Source organism: Nocardia sp. NPDC004260 (assembly GCF_053603155.1).
The window spans coordinates 1-15,949 of record NZ_JBSGEZ010000056.1 but is presented as its reverse complement, the minus strand read 5'-3'; the positions used below and the strand labels follow the sequence as shown (position 1 = coordinate 15,949).

Sequence of the window (15,949 nt, the reverse complement as noted above, 5' to 3'; positions counted from 1 at the left end):
GATGCTCGACGGTCCACGCGTAACCGGTGGACGACAGCGGAGCGCGCTCAGGACAGCCGCTCGAGCACCATGGCCATACCCTGGCCCCCGCCGACGCACATGGTCTCCAGGCCGAACTGCTTGTCATGGAACTGCAGCGAATTGACGAGGGTGCTGGTGATCCGCGCACCGGTCATCCCGAAGGGATGGCCGACGGCGATCGCGCCGCCGTTGACGTTGAGCTTGTCGAGGTCGACATCCAGCTCGCGCATGGACGCGATGACCTGCGCCGCGAAGGCTTCGTTGATCTCGACCAGGTCGATGTCGCCGATCGTCATGCCCGCGTTCGCCAGCGCCCGCCGCGACGCCTCGACCGGGCCCAAGCCCATGATCTCCGGCGACAGGCCGCTGACACCGGTGGAGACGATGCGCGCGAGTGGCGTCAATCCGAGTTCCGCCGCCTTGGTATCCGACATGACGACCACCGCGGCAGCACCGTCGTTGAGCGGGCAGCAATTGCCCGCGGTGACCGTGCCATCCGGCCGGAACACCGGCTTCAACGCCGCGACCGCGTCCAGCGTCACACCCGGGCGCGGACCGTCATCGGCCGACACCACCGTGCCGTCGGGCAGAGTCACCGGGGTGATGTCGCGTTGCCAGAATCCATTCGACAGCGCGATTTCGGCGAGGTTCTGGCTACGCACGCCGAAGGCGTCCTGCTCCGCGCGGCTGACACCCGCGAACTGCGCGACGTTTTCGGCAGTCTGCCCCATCGCGATGTAGATGTCGGGCAGTGCTCCGTCTTCGCGGGGGTCCGACCAAACCTGTCCTCCCGCAGCGAATTTCGACGTCCGCGCGACCGCGTCCTCGAACAGGGAGTTCTGGGTGCCCGGCAGGCCGTCGGCATTGCCGCTGTTGTAGCGGCTGACGGTCTCGACGCCCGCCGAGACGAACACATCACCTTCACCGGCTCGAATCGCGTGCAGCGCCATGCGGGTCGTCTGCAGGCTCGACGAACAATAGCGATTGACCGTGACGCCGGGCACCCGATCGAGCCCGGCCAGTACCGCCACCACCCGCCCCAGATTGAAACCCGATTCACCCGCGGGCTGGCCGCAGCCGAGCATCAGGTCGTCGATCGTGGCCGGATCGAGCGCGGGCACCCTTTGCAGCGCGGCCTTGACGATCTGCGCCGCCAAGTCATCGGGTCGCATGTCCTTCAGCGAGCCCTTGACGGCGCGTCCGATCGGCGACCGGGCGACGGAGACGATGACGGCTTCGGGCATGTGCCCAACCTCCCAGTTACTTACTAAGCGCTTATTCAGCGCATACGATGCGCGATCGGACAGGCCGCGGTCAATACCGGTGGCCCCCATTTATCGATGCGATCTATCACACAACATGTACATAAGCGCTGGTAACGCAGGTGAATCTGGCTCTCGAAGAGACGTGGCCACGGTGCGAGTACCGCCTCGTTCTGAGTGTCCTTCGGCAGAGCAGAGCACCGAAGCGAACGATGGCGGTGGACCAGCAACTCGGTGTGCCGCTACGCCTCGGGACCTGGAACCGGCCCCGGTGAACTTTCGTCAGTTACTTCGACTCTTGCCGCGCGAAGCGCTCCACGACGTCGGGGCGTTCACGCAGATGTTCGGGGTAGCCCGGGCCCATGCGCAGGCGGGATTCCTCGATCGGGACAGGCTGTTCACAGTGCTCGCAGACCACCTTGACCTGTGTGTCATGACCGCACGCGGTGTGCTGCACGAGCACCGGCGGACCCGATTCGTCGGCGAGCCAGCGATCACCCCAGCTCGAAATCGCCAGCAACACGCTCCAGAAGTCGGCACCCTTCTCGGTGAGCACGTACTCGTACCAGGTCGGCTCGACCTGATACGGCCGTTTCTCGAGCAAGCCTTCGTCCACCAGACGACGCAAACGGCTGCTGAGGGTATTGCGCGCGATGCCCAACTGCTGCTGGAAGTCCTCGAAACGGCGTACTCCATAGAAGGCCTCACGCATCACCAGCGGGGTCCACCAATCACCGAGCAGATCCATCGTGCGCGCGACGGAGCATGGCCACCGTGCGAAGGATGTACGCCTCATGCAGCGAGAATATCGGTTTCATAGGTAGACCATGCACTTGGCGACGGCCACGCGGCCGCTCCCGCTCTGGGCGGCCATCCATCGGACAAGCCGCGACCCCGAATTTCGCCGGTAGCGTTTGGCCGCCGCGCATGGGTGGTTCGGCGGCCACAGCTCGGTCGGCGAGAGGCTTCAGCGCCTTCAGGCCGCGATCGGCGGCGCACGGCAGGGATTGTCGACCGGAACCGGCCGTCGACTTGTGGGTGATGGTTCGCGTCGCGATCGAACGACGGCGAAGGCTCAGGTCGAGCGCGATTGGCTCGGCGTCTGCATGGCATCGAGGGCTTCGATGACTTCCCGGCACCAGTCGACCCAGGCACGTTCGGTCCCGAGACCGGCCTTCAGGATCAGATGCCTCATCGCGCCGGCATCGTCGCCGACAGCCGGAAAATCACGTGCCTCGATCTCCCGATAGGTCGCGAACGTCTTCTCGTGCACCGCGAGGTGGTGCGCGACCACCTCGCGGACACCTTCGAAGTCCCCGGTGGCGGCCGCTGCTCGCAACCTGATCAGCAGCGTTTCTCGCTGCTGCGGCGGCTCGTCGACCTCGCACACCCAACGGCGAAGCGCAGCGGTGCCCGCAGGCGTGATCGAGAAACGCTTCGGCTGACCACGTCCCGGCGCCTGTGGCTGCGAAACCTCGGCGACCAAACCGCCACCGCTGAGCCGATCCAATTCGCGATAGATCTGCTGATGGGTGGCCGACCAGAAGTATCCGAAGGCGCGGTCGAAGCGCCGAGCGAGCTCGATTCCGGTCGAGGCCCGTTCGGTCAACGCGGTGAGGATCGCGAACTGCAGTGCCACGGCCCCATGTTAGAGAGCGTCGAGCGCGTTGGTCCCGCGACCTGAATCCGGAGTATCCGCGGCGAAGGCTGCGCGCGGGACCACCGGGCATGTGATCGGCCACACATGTTTTTGCAACTTATTGCATGAATGCGGGTGCGTCGATAGCTTCGTCGTAACGCAGCGCCATGCGGCCCGAATCGCCGCGAGTCAACGCTTCAGAACTCCTCGAAGGACGTCATCATGGCCTTACCCGCCGCTCTGTCCGGTCGCCTCACCCTGCCCATCGTGGGCTCGCCGATGTTCATCTCCTCCGGACCCGAACTCGTGATCGCTCAGTGCCAGGCCGGGGTGATCGGATCCTTTCCCGCGCTGAACGCACGTCCGGCATCACTGCTGGCGGACTGGCTGGACCGCATCACCGAGGAAAACGCGTCGTTCGCGGCGGTGAACCCGGACGCCACCGTCGCGCCGTTCGCCGTCAACCAGATCGTCCACCGGACCAACGACCGCCTCGAACACGACATGGACGTGATCGTGCAGCACCGCGTGCCTATCGTGATCACCTCTCTGGGCGCACGCCCGGAGATCAACGACGCCGTCCACTCCTACGGCGGAATCGTCCTGCACGACGTGATCAGCGACGAGTTCGCTCGGAAGGCAATCGAAAAGGGCGCGGACGGCATCATCGCCGTCGCTGCCGGCGCAGGCGGCCACGCCGGAACGCAGTCACCGTTCGCGCTCGTTCAGGAGATCCGGGAGTGGTTCGACGGGCCGGTGCTGTTGTCCGGCGCGATCGCCCACGGCCGTTCCATCCTCGCCGCGCAGGCCGCAGGCGCTGACCTCGCCTATATCGGTTCGGCATTCCTTTCGACCGCCGAAGCGATAGCGGCTGCGGAATACAAGCAGATGATCGTCGACTCCCGGGCCAAGGACATCGTGTACAGCAACTTGTTCACCGGCGTCCATGGCAACTATCTGCGCGGCAGCATCGTCGCCGCAGGCCTGGACCCGGACAACCTCCCCCATTCCGACCCTTCCGTCATGAATTTCGGCTCCGGCGGCAATGCGAGCGCCAAGGCATGGCGGGACATCTGGGGCGCCGGACAAGGCATCGGCGCGATCAAGGAAAACCTCACTGTCGCGGACTTGGTGGCTCGCTTCAAGGCCCAGTACGACGAGGCGCTCCAGGCTCTCGCCCGCAAGACACCGAGGCCCGACACCGTCGTACAGCCGGCCTGACCCGCACATGGCCGTCGAGGCCTTCCCCGCCGAAGACGAGCCGGAGTTCACCGGCCGCTGACGCGGAATACCCGCCTACCTGGTAACGCGATCATTGCCAGGCAGGCGGGTATTCCGCGTTCCGGCGCGCCGGTGACCGGCCCGCGGCAGCAGTCTCAGCCGGCCGCGACGACCGGGTAGGTGTCGACCTGCCTGCGATCCAGTCGCGGAATGATTCCGTCGATTCCCAGAGTCCGGAAGTGGTCGTATTCGCGGTGGGCGGCGAAGCCCCCGGCATCGGTGTAACGCTCGAGGATCACCAGGTGCGTTGGGTCGTCGGCATTTTGGAAATAGTCGTACGACAGGTTGGCCGGTTCTCGGCGGCTGGCGGCGCGCAACCGGGCGAGCAGTTCGAGGACGGTCGTCAACTGCTCCGGCTGCACGTGGTAGTGGGCGATCACCTGAAAGTAAGTCTGACTCATCTGGTTTCTTCTCCATATCGCGGCCGATGCTCTCGGGCGGGGCGAATGCAGCGGCGTAGCAGTGCCGCACTGCCATGGCGGCCTGTTCCAGGTGTCTACCCGACGCGCCATAGTCAACATTCTTACTATATGCTTCACAGGCCATGGCGTCGAGATCAACGTTTCGCGCGTCGGCGCACATCACGCCCGGGCACGCTGAACAGTCGTGCAGCGGCACTGATTCCGCAGTGCAAATGCCCATAATGTCGCAATCGCTCGTTCTATTGTCGCAATCTTGACCATGTCGCTGGCTAGCGTCGCAAACGTGGCAACGGGAACACAAATACTCAACTCCTTAACTATCGGTCGCGGTGTGCGCTCAAGGCTCGCACGCTCCCTGCCGCTGGTCGAGTCCGAAGCAAGACCCCCCGGACCCAGTGTCACCGCCACGCCAACCGAGTCGTTCGAGTCATCAAAGGTGAGGAACACCGATGAAAGCTGTCATTGGCAACAGCCCCAGCCACTACCAGCGGTTGGGTCTCACGCCCGGCGTGATCGAGCCCTGGGAGGACGGCCTCCGCACCGGCGCTGCCGACGGGACATTCGAATGGTGGTATTGCGACGCGCATTTGGAGGATGGTTCGACCCTCACGGTCGAGTTCCACACCAAGCCGCCGTATGTCTCCCCCAGGGCGCCGCTGACTCCGTTCGTGTTGCTGACGTTGACGCGCCCGGACGGAACACGAATTCAGAAGACCTGCATCGAGTCACCGGACGCCTTCCAAGCCGCCACCGCCGGCTGCGACGTGCGGATCGGCGCCAACGTCTTCCGCGGAGGCCCCGAGGGCTACACCATTCATGTCGAGATCGATGAAGTGACCGTCGACCTCACGCTGAACCCGCAGGTGCCACCGTGGCGGCCCGAATCGGGGCTGCTCTTCTTCGGCGAGAACGAAGAGCACTACATCGCCTGGTTGCCGGTGGTGGCGAGGGGTGCCGTCGACGCCGTTCTGACCGTGGACGACGAGGTCGTGCGATCGACGGGACTGGGCTACCACGACCACAACTGGGGCAACATCGCACCACGAAAGATCCTCGACCACTGGTATTGGGGTCGAGCATTGCTCGGCGACTACACGATCGTGACGCTGGCGTTCGTCGCTGATGATCAGTACGGCGGCGTGACGGTCCCCATACTGCTGATCGTCAAGGCAGGCGAGATCGTGGCCGCCAGAGTGGGCGCGGAAGGCATCGAGGTCGCCGCGGACGACACCGCCGTACATCCCGACAGCGGCGTGCCGTTCGACAAGCGGCTGCGGTACACGATCGAGGAAGCGGGCACGACCTACACCGTCACCTTCACCTACCTCGACGACATCTTCCGGCTGGACTTCGGCGAGTACGGCGCCTACCACCGCTTCCTCGGCGACGTGACGCTGACGCACACCAGCGACGGGCACACCGACAGTCTCGACGGCCGAACCATTTGGGAACTGCTGTATTTCGGCGAGCGCGCACACGACGCCACGGCGACGACACCCGTCGACGCCGAGCATCCGCCGATCATCACTCATCAAGCATGACCGAATGACACACCCCAAGTCCGGCACTGGCGCCGGACCGAGAAGAAAGCTGCGACGCATGCGAGTGCTCTACTACAACGGAGCCGGGGGCTTGGAATGGCGCGACGAACCCGAGCCGGTGATCCGAAGCCGGACCGACGCGCTGGTCCGGCCCATCGCGGTCTCGACCTGCGATCTGGATCAGCGAGTGATCCGCGGCGCGGTACCTCTCCCGGGTGTCGACGCCCCGTTCGCCATCGGTCATGAAGGCGTCGGCGAAGTCGTGCAGGTCGGGGACGCGGTCACCGGTATCGCCCCCGGCGACCTGGTCGCGATCCCCTACCACGTGTCCTGCGGGGACTGCGACCGGTGCCGCGCGGACCTGCCGCTCTACTGCCGCGCCACCGCCGCCCACGGTGTGGCGGCATACGGAATCCCGTTCGGCGGCGGATACGGCGGACTGTTCTCCGACCTCGTGCGAGTCCCGTTCGCGAGCTATGCGCTGCTACCGCTGCCACCGAATGTCACTGCCATCCAAGCTGTTTCGGTCGGCGACAACCTCGCGGACGCCTGGCGCTCGGTGGTTCCGCATCTGCGCCGCGACCCCGGCGCCGATGTCCTGGTGATGAGCGGAGGCACGATCGGCCTCTACAGCGCCGATGTCGCGCGTGCCTGCGGCGCTCGTGTCGTGCACTATGTCGACCCAGACCCGGACCGGCGTCGCATCGCCGCCGAACTGGGCGCCAGGACCAGCGCTCCCGAAGAGTTCGAGCCCAGCGCCCACGAGTACCAGATCGCCCTCAACCACTCCAGTGGATCGGTCCGTGCCTTGCGCAACGCGATCCTGGCGACAGCACCGGGCGGTTATGTCGAAAGCAGCTCGTTCTATTTCAGCGACATCGGGCTGCCGCTGCCCGCGATGCACATGAAAGGCATCCATTTCAGCAGCGCGCTCAGCAACGCCCGCTCGCACATGCCCGAGGTGCTCGATCTGCTGTCCAGCAGCCGCTTGCATCCGGAACTGATCATCACCGACGTGATTCCGTTCGACAGCGCCGACCAGGCGATACCGACGGCCGGATACAAACCCGTCTGCGTTCGCGGATCCAGCAGCGGCGTCGAGGAAATGTGAGCACGGTTGACGAACGCCCCGACGAGACCGACAGGAAGACAACCATGACCGCAGTCGACTTCACCAGCATGAGTGGACTCGAACTGATGCGCTGGGCCCAACGGGATCGGCCTGCTGACACACCGTCCATCGGCCGCTTGATCGGTATCACCATGAATGAGGTCGAGAAGGGGTATGCGGCGATGTCGATACGTACGCAGCCGGACTTCTCGAACCCGCTCGGCCAGGTCCACGGCGGCATCGCGGCCACGTTGCTCGACTCGGTCATGGCATGTGCGGTGCACACGACCCTTCCGGCCGGAGCTCGCTACACCACTCTGGAGCTGAAGGTGAACTACATCCGCCCCGTCGCGCTCGATGCGGGGCGAATCACCGCCGAGGGCAGAGTGATCCATGTCGGGCGAACGGTGGCCACCGCCGAAGGCAAGGCCTTCGACGAGAGTGGCAAGCTCGTCGCGCACGCCACCACCACCTGCATGATCTTCCTCCCCCGGTAGGCAGCGGCCCGGGCGTGCGGCGTCCGTTCGCCGTCACGCCCGGCAGTGGCCGACCTATGACCACAGGTCTTGGCACGGCATGGACGGATAGCTTCCTTCTACTCGGTCATCGAGTGTCACGGTCCGGGCCCATCCCTTCGCAGTCGATTCCCGTGCGAATATCACCGCCGCTTCCCAGGATGCGATGAAGTGCAGTTGTGAGCCGAGGCCGAAATCAACTGTCAGATGGCGTAAATTGCGTTTCCCAACTGCGAACTCGGCCCCGGCATCCGCTTGTTATCGCCCGGTGAATCGTGCCGGTCGCCGCTCCAGGAACGACAGCATGCCTTCCCTGGCGTCCTCACTGGTGACCAGACGCCGCAGGTCCGCACGGATGGCTTCGCCCGCGACGACCTCGCCGTCGTTTATCGCGCGGCGCGCCGAAGCCATGGTCGCCTCGATACCGAGCGGCGCTTGCTCGCTGATCCGTTCCGCCAGCTCGAGCGCACGCTCGAGTTGACGGCCGGGCTCGACCACCTCTTGGACGAGCCCGAGGCGCAGTGCTTCGTTCGCGTCGAACGGATCGCCGGTGAGCAGCCAGCGCATCGCGTTGCCCCAGCCTGCCTCGCGCGGAAGCCGGTAGGTCGCGCCACCGAGGGGAAAGATACCGCGCTGGACTTCCATCTGCGCGAACTGAGCGTCGGCGGCGGCGATGCGCACGTCCGCCGCGAGCAGCAGTTCGATACCGATGGTCATGGACCATCCGTGCACGGCCGCCACGACCGGAGTCGTGCGCGCCGGTCCGGTGGTGGACACCGGATTCAACTCGTCCTCGGCCCAATCGACGCTGCTGTCGGTGATCTGCGGCAGCACATCGGCCAGATCGAGGCCGCCGGTGAAATTCGCGCCGTGGCCGTACAGGACACCGCACCGCAGGTCGTCGTCCGTTTCCAGGACGTAGTAGGCATTTCCGAGCGCACGCAGCAACTCCATGTCGAACGCATTGCGTTTGGCAGGGCGATTCAGGCCCATCAACAAGACATGCCCGCGCCGCTCGACGGTGAGGACCGCACTTGGCCGCAGATTCTCGGTCATGCCGAGACCACCGTCGACACGGCCTGTTTCACCATCGACTCGTATGTTCGGAAATGCGAGCAGTCCGTGCGCGAGCCGTCCTTTGCGGACTGTCCGGCGGCGCGGAAAACTCCGAGCCGCCGGAAACAATATGGCCGAGAATCTACCTGTGCCTTCATGAAGTTCTCCGTTCGGGACATCGACGACGACCGATTTCGTCGTCGCGGCCGACGCTACGGAGCGCCCGGATACCTGATGCGGCATAACGGCCACCGTTTGCGACATGGTCGGCGACAACAGAGTCCGGCTCGGCCGCCTGTTCAGGGTCGGACGAGCACCTTGAGCGCTTCGCGGGAATCCATGGCGCGGTAGGCAGCGGCGATCTGGTCGAGGCCGGCTTCGCGGTCGAAGACCTTGCCGGGTTCCACCCTGCCGTCCAGGACGCCCGGCAGCAGGGTATCGCAGGTGCCGTCCGACCATACGAACGGCGCGATGACCAGGTCACCCTTCTTCACGGTGTGCACGTCGCCGCCGATGTCTTCGACCACGCCGACGAACTCGTGGCCCATGGAACTGCCCCGAGGTGTCGGAGCCATGGAATGGTAAGGGTGCAGATCCGTCCCGCACACGCACGCGCGCACCACGCGGACGATGGCGTCGGTGGCGTCGTGGATCACCGGGTCGGGGACATCGATGACGCGACCGTCGCCGGGACCGTACAAATACGTGGCTCGCATGAAGTTACGCCGGACCGTTCTTGATCGCGACCACCGACAGCGGTGACACCGTCGGTGGCTGGGCGAGCAGATCGCTGCCCTCACCCAGAATCAGTGCGGCGGCCGCGCCCGCCATGTGCGCCTTCTGCTCCTCCGGCGAGGTGAACACGTCGACGAGGAAGAACGTCGACGGTTCCGTGGCCGACCGTCCGGCCAGCCACACCGTCGTCCCGGCTTCGGCTTCGATCAAGGGACGGGCGCGTTCGAGGAGTTCGGCGAAGGCGTCCGCTTTACCCTCGGCGGTGGTGAAGGTGACCATCAATGCGGCATTCGTTGTCATGGCCGCGACACTATTGACGACAAAACTAATGATTGCGACAAAACGGCTACACTTTGCGACATGAAGATCGGGGTTGCCGCGATCGCCGGCGGCTGGGACTCCGGCCTGACCACCGTCTTGGATGTCCTCCGTACCGCCGAAGCCGCACGAGAACGAGTCGACCGGAATATTCCGGCGATTTCCGTGTGCACAATCGCGGCGACCCCGGCACCGATGCCCACGCAGGGCGGCCTGCTGGTCCCGATCGACTTCACCTTCGATGACGCCCGCACGGGCGATCTCGACATCCTCGTCATTCCCGCCATCGGCGCCAACAGCCCACCCGGCGTGATCGACGCCCTCCTGCGCCCCGACATACATCGGCTGCGCACGCAGCTACGCGACTGGGCGGACGAAGGCCGTCAACTAGCCGCCGCCTGCACCGGCACACTGCTGCTGGCGGAGGCGGGCATCCTCAACGGACGCCGCGCCACCACCAGCTGGTGGCTCACCACCGAATTCCAGCGCCGCTACCCGCGCGTCGATCTCGACATGACCCGAATGGTCGTCCAAGACGGGCACATCACCACCGCGGGCGCCGCGTTCGCCCACATCGATCTCGCGATCAACCTCGTGGCTCGGGCGAGTCCACAACTCGCCGACTTCACGGCCGCGACTCTGCTCATCGATGAACGTCCCTCCCGCAGTATCGAATCCGCCCTCGGCTATCTCTCCAGCACCGACCGGCTCATCACCGACTTCGAAAACTGGATCCGCGCACATCTGACCGAGCCCATCTCGATTTCCGACGCCGCCACCGCGATCGGGACCACCCGTCGCACTCTGGAACGTCACGTCCGGCAACAACTGGGCACCAGCCCCAATACCCTCGTGCAACACATTCGCGCCGAACGCGCCCGCCACCTCCAGCGCACCACCGATCTTCCCCTCACCAAGATCGCGCCGATGGTCGGCTACCAAAGCAGCGCCGCACTACGCAACGCACTGACCGCCAGCGAATGCCGCGAGAACAATTGACGGCTCATGGCAGAAGAGGGTGCCGTCGAGTCGTCGGTTTTCGAGGTCGCCCGCACGGGATTTTCGCGCTCGGCTGCACTGCTATCCGAGCGCGACGAGACGGGCGCCGGGGAACGAGCTGTGCACCCGTCGTTGCCATCGCGCAGGGAATGGATCATGCTCCGCAGGATCCGCAACGCGTTGGACCGCTCGGTCTCGGTCAGGCCGGCGAGCATTCTGACCTCGACGGACCGGACCGCTAGGTCGCCTTCTCGAGGCTTCGTCGTCCGCGGGGCGTGAGCCGTGTGGGAAGAGCCTTTCCGACGGGTGCCTTTGCGGGCCTGGTCACATAGCCGTCTCGTTCCAGGGCCTGGAGTAGCACATTCCTCGTCTGCCGTGTCACGAACGCGCCCCGCGCGAGCTGGCCGCTTCGCAGGCGTTCTACGAGCAGTACGTCGGCCTCGTCCGCTCGCAGGCCGGACCTCCACACGCCGTCGTCTTCGAGACGAACCCGATCGCGTTCGCACTCCGCGACAGGACCAGCGCCACCGGACGATCATCGACCTCACCGGGATCCGTGACGGCACCGGACCGGCGCGGCTGCTGGACATACGCTTTCCGACCGGCCCGGGCTCACCTCAGAAGTCGCTGTCGCCTCGGCGACTCACGTACCTTCAGTAGCGTACTTCCTTGATGAATTCCGCTATGGCGGTGCCGATCTCATCAGGGCTGTCTTCCTGGATGAAATGTGATCCCGCGACGGTCGTTTCGCGCTGATTGGGCCAGGTGCGACAGAATTCGCGTTGCGGTCCGGTGAGAATGGAGCCCGGTTCCGCGTTGACGAACAACTTCGGGACATCGCTGGTGCTCAACCATCGTCCGTAGTCCTCGACCACCTCGACGACGTCTTTCGGCTCCCCTTCGATCGGGATCTGGCGAGGCCAGCTCAGAGTGGGCCGCCGATCCTCGCCCGGCGACGCGAACGGCCGCCGATATTCCGCCATCTCCGCGTCGCTCAGCGCCCGCAGTACCGAACCGGGGAGAACCCGCTCGACGAAGATGTTCTTCTCGAGCACCATTCCCTCACCGGCAGGCGACCGGAAACCCTGGAACACGCCCCGTGCGCCTTCGGGCCACTGTTCCCACGTCACCGGCAAGACGATGCTTTCCATGTAGACGATTGCCCGGACACGGTCGCGGTGCTGATTGGCCCAATCGAATCCCAAAGCCGACCCCCAGTCGTGGAGGACCAGCACGATATTGTCGCCGAGATCGAGCGCATCCCACAGATCGAAAAGATACTCGCGGTGCTCGGCATAGGTGTATCGGTCGGGACCGGAATCGGGGAGCTTGCTGGAATCACCCATGCCGACGAGGTCGCAGGCGATCAACCGTCCCAGCCCCTTACAGTGCGGCATGACATTGCGCCACAGATACGACGATGTGGGGTTGCCGTGTTGAAAGACAATGGCGTCGCCCTGCCCCTCATCGATGTAGGCCATGCGCAGGCCACGAACATCTGAGAACTTCTTCGCCGCGAAAGGCGCTGTACCATATGGCATTACAGGGTCTCCTGATATGTAGGTGTCCTGTTGGAGGCAAATCTATGCCGCTGCGGCAGTCCGGTAACTCATACCTCTGCCCCGTGTCCGCGCTCGGCGCGTTCATCGACCGCGGCACCCATCCGCGCCGCCGCATTCCGGCACACACGAAGAATCCGCGACGAGAAGGACTCGGATTCGACGGCCCGTGACAGCACGAGTCCGCCGATACACAAGGCCAGGGTCGCGATGGCTTCGTCATAGAGTTCGTGCTCCTGCGGATCATCCACCGGACGGCCACCCATCGCGTTGAGGGTCTTGCGCAGTTCCTCCTCGTAGGCTGTCCGGAACTCGGCGGGCATGCGCGCGGCGTCGGATCCGATCGCCGAGAACGCGCACGAATCCGCCCGCTCGTCGCGGTGGGTCCGGTTGAGATAGCCGCGCGCGAGGCGGGCCGCGCGGGCGCCCCAGGACGCGTCGCGCGTCTTGCCGATCCAACGCGGCCGGCTTTCGGCAAGCCCGTGCCGGAAGGCCGCGATGGCCAGATCGTCCTTACTCGCGAAATGTGAGTAGAAGGCTCCGTGCGTCAGGCCCGCGTCCTGCATGACCTTCCCGATAGCGCCGCCATCGGGACCATCCGCCCGCAGCCGAGCGGCGCTCGCGTCGAGAATGCGCGTCAACGACTCTCGTTTCTGTCGCGCTCGCCGCCCCTCCCCGGAGGGAGAATTTGGCATGTCGACCATCATGTGAACTACATTCTCGCATGATGTCCGTCATGTCAATGCGCCCAGCCGGCCGAGCGGTCGGGGCGCGCGCGGGATATCGCGCGGTACGTCCGCTACTTCACGGTGATCGTGATCGTCCGCGTCTGCGTCTTGGCGGGCAGCTTGGTGGTGTCGACCATCAGCACCTCACCCGCGTCCTGGGCGCCGTTGGCGAGGAGCTTGGCTTTCAGTCCGAACGGCGGCTGGTCACCGGTGGCGGCCTCGATGCCGAAGTCGCTGTCATCGGCGATATACAGGGTCTTGCCGCCGTCACGGGTGGCGACGCCTTCGATCTTGTCGTGGCCGAAGAACTTGCCGTCGGCGTTCAGGCCGTCCAGCAGACCGCCGAGGTCCAGGTCGGACTTCTTGGTGACGGGGGTGACACCCGCCTTCCACAGCGTGGCGACGCCTTCGGCAGTGGGCACGGCACCGACGAGGAGTTCCAGCGGCTTGCCGTCGACCAGCAGGCCGAGTTGTGGATCGTATTGCGCATTCTGGATTTTCGCCTGCGGGCCGATGTCGGTGGCGCCGGTGATGTCGATGGTCCACAGCTTCTTGTCGGCCTTGGGCGATTTGTTGCCGTCGCGTTCGTCGACCAGGAAGGTGGTGTTGCTCAGCGCCGTGATCTCGGAGACCGCGAGCTTCTGCTTCGGATTCTCCAGCGGATATACGAATTCCTTGACGTCCCGGGTCTTCAGATCCACGGTGACGATCCGGGTCATGGGCACCTCACGCGCCGACGTGACGCCTGGCTCGTTCAGTGCACTCTGCACGATGCCGACCAGTGTGCTGCCATCCGGCGTGATGGTGAGTCCCTCCATACCCTGGTTCGGGGTGCGCAGCGAAAGCTCTTTGGGCAGAACGCGTCCCGGTGCGAGCCGCTCGAGCTCGGTGCCGTTGGCGTCGAAGTGCACGACGAACGGCCCGTACTCGTCGGACACCCAGAAGCTGCCGTCGGGCATCGCGACCAGGCCCTCGCTGTCGATGCCGTGATCGGTCGGCGGCAGGACGGTGCCGTTGAGATCGCGGATGGTCTCGCCAGTGCTTGCGGAGGTGTCTACCAGGCCGTTGAACGGCTGGCCCGCCGAGTTCTTCAGGGAAATGGCGCTTTCCAGCACCGCCTTGGTGCCGACCAACTTGAATTTCGCGATGGTGGGCGTGAAAGTCGGTATCGGCGTGAGCTTCTCGTTCTTGCCCTTGCCGTCCACGTTCGGACCGCGGTCGGTGAGACCGTAGAACTCGTCGGTCGATCCGGGCACCGGCGTGAACGCCGACCCGTACCCGCTGCCCTGCAGACTCACGCCACCGAAGTCACCGAGCGGCGGAATGTCGGTGGTGAACAGCTTCACGGCGTCGGTGGTGGTCACGGTGACGCTGTCGGAACCGGTGTATCCAGCCGCAGGGGTGTACACCACCGCGCCGTCGGTGCGGCGGGTGATCGTGCCGTGCCGCGGATCGGCGATCCCGACCGCGGCGCTGCCGCCGGTCGCGGCCAGCAGATCATCCAGCGAGATCACCAATGGCTGGTCCTTGGCGGCGGTGAAGCCCGCCTCCGAGTTCGATGACGAGCAAGCGGACAGAACGGCGGTCGCGCACACGGCGACCATGACGAGCGCGCTTCGGGTACTGCGGTGCATTCTCACCAGCGATGCGTACCGTCCGAGCCCGACCACCAGTTGGCATCGAGCTGAACATGAGCCGTCGGTCCCCACAATCATCCGATCATTGTGCGGTGTTACCAACGTTGACGAGCGTGGACATCGCGATAGCCGAGCGCGGTCTGAGCCGTCACCGCGCCGGGATCAGCCCACCGCCGCGATCACCTCTCGGCCATGCGGGCCGTTCGGCACTGCGGAACCGTCGTGTAGTTGCCCGTAGAGATCTACGGTGGATATATGACCGCCTTGGAGTATCGGCATGTGCTGGTCGCGCGGGACGGCGACACAGTGCGCATCACGATGAACCGGCCGGAGCGGCGCAATGCGCTGTCCGGCGAACATCTGGCCGAGCTGCTCGCCTCCTTCCGGGGTGCCGGCGAGACCGACGCCACCGGCATAGTGCTCGGGGCGCACGGTCCGGTGTTCTCCGCAGGACATGATTTCGCCGATGTCGCCGCTCGTGACCTGCTCGGCGTGCGAGATTTGCTCACACTGTGCACCGAGCTCATGTCGACCATCGAGTCGGTCCCGCAGGTGGTGATCGCTCGGGTGCAAGGTCTGGCCACAGCCGCCGGCTGCCAACTGGTGGCCTCGTGCGATCTGGCTGTCGCCGCCGAATCGGCCGGTTTCGCGCTGCCCGGCGGCAAGGGCGGCTGGTTCTGCCACACCCCCGCGGTGCCGGTAGCCCGCGCCGTCGGCCGCAAACGACTGATGGAACTCGCCCTCACCGGCGACCCGATCGATGCCCGCACCGCCGAACAATGGGGCCTGATCAACGAAGCGGTGCCGGATGCCGAGCTGGACACCGCCGTCGACGAGTTGCTCGCCCGAGCTACCCGCGGCAGCCGCGCCAGCAAGGCACTGGGCAAACGCACTCTCTACCGCCAGCTCGACCGTCCGGAAGCAGATGCCTACGCCCTCGCCTTGGAAGTCATGGCCGCGGCCGCTCAACTTCCCGGCGCCCGCGAAGGAATGGCGGCCTTCCTGGCGAAGCGCCCACCTGTCTGGCGCGACTAGCTTGAGTTTTAACCTCTGAGCTGGGTTTTTATCCTGTTCGGCGGGGTCGTGGCCCGGGGGGTTTGGATGGCTTCTGGTTGCTGGGTGTTT

16 protein-coding genes and 2 pseudogenes are annotated in these 15,949 nt (G+C 65.2%); 7 read left to right on the top strand and 11 right to left on the bottom strand.

Features of this window, described 5'->3' with window-relative positions; translation table 11 throughout:
• Positions 1–47: 47 nt before the first annotated feature.
• From ACWEO7_RS27480 to ACWEO7_RS27470, 3 genes are all read right to left on the bottom strand, one after another.
• Positions 48–1,265: an acetyl-CoA C-acetyltransferase gene (locus ACWEO7_RS27480; RefSeq protein WP_452427435.1), complete on the bottom strand. Its 1,218-nt coding sequence runs from the start codon at positions 1,263–1,265 to the stop codon at positions 48–50.
• Between the two features lie 304 nt (positions 1,266–1,569).
• Positions 1,570–2,079 carry a winged helix-turn-helix transcriptional regulator gene (locus ACWEO7_RS27475; RefSeq protein WP_452427381.1) on the bottom strand — a complete coding sequence of 170 codons (510 nt, stop codon included), beginning with the start codon at positions 2,077–2,079 and terminating at the stop codon, positions 1,570–1,572.
• Positions 2,080–2,358: 279 nt separating this feature from the next.
• A complete protein-coding gene (locus tag ACWEO7_RS27470; RefSeq protein WP_452427379.1) occupies positions 2,359–2,922 on the bottom strand; it encodes a PadR family transcriptional regulator in 564 nt (187 codons plus the stop codon).
• 222 nt (positions 2,923–3,144) lie between these two features.
• Between ACWEO7_RS27470 and ACWEO7_RS27465 the strand changes: the two genes are divergently transcribed.
• Positions 3,145–4,143 carry an NAD(P)H-dependent flavin oxidoreductase gene (locus tag ACWEO7_RS27465; protein ID WP_452427377.1) on the top strand — a complete coding sequence of 333 codons (999 nt, stop codon included), beginning with the start codon at positions 3,145–3,147 and terminating at the stop codon, positions 4,141–4,143.
• 155 nt (positions 4,144–4,298) lie between these two features.
• On the opposite strand, the gene ACWEO7_RS27460 is transcribed toward ACWEO7_RS27465, so the two are convergent.
• Positions 4,299–4,604, bottom strand: a complete 306-nt coding sequence (locus ACWEO7_RS27460) for a putative quinol monooxygenase (RefSeq protein ID WP_452427375.1) — start codon at positions 4,602–4,604, stop codon at positions 4,299–4,301.
• Positions 4,605–5,074: 470 nt separating this feature from the next.
• On the opposite strand from ACWEO7_RS27460, the gene ACWEO7_RS27455 reads away from it, so the two are divergent.
• The 3 genes from ACWEO7_RS27455 to ACWEO7_RS27445 are packed head-to-tail and all read left to right on the top strand — an operon-like array spanning position 5,075 to position 7,774.
• Entirely contained in the window at positions 5,075–6,166 is a 1,092-nt protein-coding gene (locus ACWEO7_RS27455; RefSeq protein WP_452427373.1) for a hypothetical protein, read from the top strand.
• Between the two features lie 4 nt (positions 6,167–6,170).
• Positions 6,171–7,277 carry a zinc-dependent alcohol dehydrogenase gene (locus tag ACWEO7_RS27450; RefSeq protein WP_452427371.1) on the top strand — a complete coding sequence of 369 codons (1,107 nt, stop codon included), beginning with the start codon at positions 6,171–6,173 and terminating at the stop codon, positions 7,275–7,277.
• A 44-nt stretch (positions 7,278–7,321) separates the two neighbouring features.
• Positions 7,322–7,774 carry a PaaI family thioesterase gene (locus ACWEO7_RS27445; protein WP_452427369.1) on the top strand — a complete coding sequence of 151 codons (453 nt, stop codon included), beginning with the start codon at positions 7,322–7,324 and terminating at the stop codon, positions 7,772–7,774.
• 276 nt (positions 7,775–8,050) lie between these two features.
• On the opposite strand, the gene ACWEO7_RS27440 is transcribed toward ACWEO7_RS27445, so the two are convergent.
• From ACWEO7_RS27440 to ACWEO7_RS27430, 3 genes are all read right to left on the bottom strand, one after another.
• Entirely contained in the window at positions 8,051–8,848 is a 798-nt protein-coding gene (locus ACWEO7_RS27440; RefSeq protein ID WP_355073858.1) for a crotonase/enoyl-CoA hydratase family protein, read from the bottom strand.
• Between the two features lie 299 nt (positions 8,849–9,147).
• A complete protein-coding gene (locus ACWEO7_RS27435) occupies positions 9,148–9,564 on the bottom strand; it encodes an alcohol dehydrogenase catalytic domain-containing protein (protein ID WP_452427367.1) in 417 nt (138 codons plus the stop codon).
• A 4-nt stretch (positions 9,565–9,568) separates the two neighbouring features.
• Positions 9,569–9,883, bottom strand: a complete 315-nt coding sequence (locus tag ACWEO7_RS27430) for a putative quinol monooxygenase (RefSeq protein WP_452427365.1) — start codon at positions 9,881–9,883, stop codon at positions 9,569–9,571.
• A 60-nt stretch (positions 9,884–9,943) separates the two neighbouring features.
• On the opposite strand from ACWEO7_RS27430, the gene ACWEO7_RS27425 reads away from it, so the two are divergent.
• On the top strand, positions 9,944–10,900 hold the full coding sequence (locus ACWEO7_RS27425; protein ID WP_452427363.1) for a GlxA family transcriptional regulator: 957 nt from the start codon (positions 9,944–9,946) through the stop codon (positions 10,898–10,900).
• 134 nt (positions 10,901–11,034) lie between these two features.
• On the opposite strand, the pseudogene ACWEO7_RS27420 reads toward ACWEO7_RS27425, so the two are convergent.
• Positions 11,035–11,306 (bottom strand): annotated as a pseudogene (locus tag ACWEO7_RS27420) (MarR family transcriptional regulator); the annotation flags it as partial.
• On the opposite strand from ACWEO7_RS27420, the pseudogene ACWEO7_RS27415 reads away from it, so the two are divergent.
• Positions 11,262–11,465 (top strand): annotated as a pseudogene (locus tag ACWEO7_RS27415) (hypothetical protein); the annotation flags it as partial. The pseudogenes ACWEO7_RS27420 and ACWEO7_RS27415 sit on opposite strands and share 45 nt — an antisense overlap.
• An 88-nt stretch (positions 11,466–11,553) precedes the next feature.
• On the opposite strand, the gene ACWEO7_RS27410 reads toward ACWEO7_RS27415, so the two are convergent.
• From ACWEO7_RS27410 to ACWEO7_RS27400, 3 genes are all read right to left on the bottom strand, one after another.
• Complete coding sequence (locus ACWEO7_RS27410) at positions 11,554–12,441, bottom strand: haloalkane dehalogenase (protein ID WP_452427361.1); 888 nt, start codon at positions 12,439–12,441, stop codon at positions 11,554–11,556.
• A gap of 68 nt (positions 12,442–12,509) precedes the next feature.
• Positions 12,510–13,100 (bottom strand): TetR/AcrR family transcriptional regulator, encoded by a 591-nt coding sequence (locus ACWEO7_RS27405; protein ID WP_452427359.1) that lies wholly within the window; start codon positions 13,098–13,100, stop codon positions 12,510–12,512.
• Between the two features lie 158 nt (positions 13,101–13,258).
• A complete protein-coding gene (locus ACWEO7_RS27400) occupies positions 13,259–14,821 on the bottom strand; it encodes an esterase-like activity of phytase family protein (protein ID WP_452427433.1) in 1,563 nt (520 codons plus the stop codon).
• Positions 14,822–15,079: 258 nt separating this feature from the next.
• On the opposite strand from ACWEO7_RS27400, the gene ACWEO7_RS27395 reads away from it, so the two are divergent.
• Positions 15,080–15,859, top strand: coding sequence for an enoyl-CoA hydratase-related protein (locus ACWEO7_RS27395; RefSeq protein ID WP_452427357.1), 780 nt, complete (start codon positions 15,080–15,082; stop codon positions 15,857–15,859).
• Positions 15,860–15,949: the final 90 nt, after the last annotated feature.

Excerpts from the sequence above, each read along its gene's own strand:
- ACWEO7_RS27425 (WP_452427363.1), top strand. The coding sequence starts at position 9,944 with ATGAAGATCGGGGTTGCCGCGATCGCCGGCGGCTGGGACTCCGGCCTG.
- ACWEO7_RS27455 (WP_452427373.1), top strand. The coding sequence starts at position 5,075 with ATGAAAGCTGTCATTGGCAACAGCCCCAGCCACTACCAGCGGTTGGGT.
- ACWEO7_RS27475 (WP_452427381.1), bottom strand. The coding sequence starts at position 2,079 with ATGAGGCGTACATCCTTCGCACGGTGGCCATGCTCCGTCGCGCGCACG.
- ACWEO7_RS27465 (WP_452427377.1), top strand. The coding sequence starts at position 3,145 with ATGGCCTTACCCGCCGCTCTGTCCGGTCGCCTCACCCTGCCCATCGTG.
- ACWEO7_RS27450 (WP_452427371.1), top strand. The coding sequence starts at position 6,171 with ATGACACACCCCAAGTCCGGCACTGGCGCCGGACCGAGAAGAAAGCTG.
- ACWEO7_RS27440 (WP_355073858.1), bottom strand. The coding sequence starts at position 8,848 with ATGACCGAGAATCTGCGGCCAAGTGCGGTCCTCACCGTCGAGCGGCGC.
- ACWEO7_RS27410 (WP_452427361.1), bottom strand. The coding sequence starts at position 12,441 with ATGCCATATGGTACAGCGCCTTTCGCGGCGAAGAAGTTCTCAGATGTT.
- ACWEO7_RS27395 (WP_452427357.1), top strand. The coding sequence starts at position 15,080 with ATGACCGCCTTGGAGTATCGGCATGTGCTGGTCGCGCGGGACGGCGAC.
- ACWEO7_RS27430 (WP_452427365.1), bottom strand. The coding sequence starts at position 9,883 with ATGACAACGAATGCCGCATTGATGGTCACCTTCACCACCGCCGAGGGT.
- ACWEO7_RS27435 (WP_452427367.1), bottom strand. The coding sequence starts at position 9,564 with ATGCGAGCCACGTATTTGTACGGTCCCGGCGACGGTCGCGTCATCGAT.
- ACWEO7_RS27480 (WP_452427435.1), bottom strand. The coding sequence starts at position 1,265 with ATGCCCGAAGCCGTCATCGTCTCCGTCGCCCGGTCGCCGATCGGACGC.
- ACWEO7_RS27400 (WP_452427433.1), bottom strand. The coding sequence starts at position 14,821 with ATGCACCGCAGTACCCGAAGCGCGCTCGTCATGGTCGCCGTGTGCGCG.
- ACWEO7_RS27445 (WP_452427369.1), top strand. The coding sequence starts at position 7,322 with ATGACCGCAGTCGACTTCACCAGCATGAGTGGACTCGAACTGATGCGC.
- ACWEO7_RS27460 (WP_452427375.1), bottom strand. The coding sequence starts at position 4,604 with ATGAGTCAGACTTACTTTCAGGTGATCGCCCACTACCACGTGCAGCCG.